At 69.2% G+C, this 1,417-nt stretch carries 2 protein-coding genes; both read right to left on the bottom strand.

Annotation, left to right across the window (positions count from 1 at the left end):
• Positions 1 to 294 (bottom strand): IMP dehydrogenase (locus tag HCA44_RS20670; protein ID WP_346764835.1); only part of this gene is annotated, 294 nt, incomplete at its 3' end.
• A gap of 107 nt (positions 295 to 401) precedes the next feature.
• Positions 402 to 1,417, bottom strand: a 1,016-nt coding sequence (gene gndA / locus HCA44_RS20675; RefSeq protein ID WP_169651213.1) for an NADP-dependent phosphogluconate dehydrogenase, incomplete at its 5' end; no start/stop codon positions are given.

Raw genomic sequence — 1,417 nt, forward strand, 5'->3', positions numbered from 1 at the left:
GGTGTCGGCGATCAGGTGGCGGCTCTTGACGAAGTCGACCGTCTCGGCGACAGCGGGGGTCGGCAGATCCTGGGGGAGTACGACGAGCCCGCCGCGGCGCGCGACCGTCTCGGCCATGCGGCGGCCTGCGACCGCCGTCATGTTGGCGACGACGAGCGGGATCGTCGTGCCGGTGCCGTCCGTGGTGGCGAGATCGACGTCGAAGCGTGAGGTCACCTCGGTGTGGTTGGGGACCATGAAGACGTCGTCGTACGTGAGGTCGTAGGCGGGCACGTGGCCGTCGAGGAATTGCACGTGTCCCCACGATACCGGCGCGGACGTGCTCGTGCTCACTCGCGCACCGAGCGACGGGCGGTGCCGCGCGTGTGCACGCGACACCGCCCCGGCTCACGCCGCGATTCTCACGCCTCGATCTCCGAGCGGTCGCCGCTCCACAGCGTATGGAACTTCTTGCCCGCGGGGGCGTCGACGCGCTCGTAGGTGTGCGCACCGAAGAAGTCCCGCTGGCCCTGTGTGAGGGCGGCAGGGAGGCGTTCCGCGCGCAGCCCGTCGTAGTAGGACAGCGACGACGCGAACGCGGGCACCGGGACGCCGAGCGTCGTGGCGGTCGCGACGACGCGGCGCCAGCTGTCGATGCCCGCGGCGATCGCGTCCCGGAAGTAGGGCTCGACGATCAGCGTCGTGAGATCCGGGTTGCGGTCGTACGCCTCCTTGATGCGATTGAGGAAGCGTGCACGGATGATGCAGCCGCCCCGCCAGATGGTGGCCATGTCGCCCGGCTTGACGTTCCAGCCGTATTCCTCGCTGCCTGCGCGGATCTGGTCGAAGCCCTGCGCGTACGCGACGATCTTCGAGGCGTACAGCGCACGGCGGATGTCCTCGGTGAACTGGTCGACGTCACCGGGGCGTTCGGAGAGCGTGCCCGACGCGAGACCACGCGCCGCGGCGCGCTGCTCGCGATGACCGGACAGAGCACGGGCGAACACGGCCTCGGCGATACCGGTGACGGGCACCCCGAGGTCGAGCGCCGACTTGACCGTCCACCGGCCGGTGCCCTTCTGCTCGGCCGCGTCGACGATCACGTCGACGAGCGGGCCGCCGGTCTTCGCGTCCTTCTGCCGCAGCACCTGCGCCGTGATCTCGACGAGATAGCTCTCGAGTTCGCCGGTGTTCCACTCGTCGAAGATGTCCGCGATGCGGTCGGCGTCGAGGCCGAGCGTGTGCCGCAGCAGGTTGTACGCCTCGCCGATCAGCTGCATGTCGGCGTACTCGATGCCGTTGTGCACCATCTTCACGAAATGACCCGCGCCGTTCGGGCCGACGTGCGTGCAGCACGGGGTGCCGTCCACGTGTGCCGAGATCTTCTCGAGCATCGGTCCCAGCGACTCGTAGGACACGGCGGGACCACCCGGCATGA

It is taken from the genome of Rhodococcus sp. HNM0569, assembly GCF_012726205.1.
Lineage (GTDB): Bacteria > Actinomycetota > Actinomycetes > Mycobacteriales > Mycobacteriaceae > Rhodococcus_F.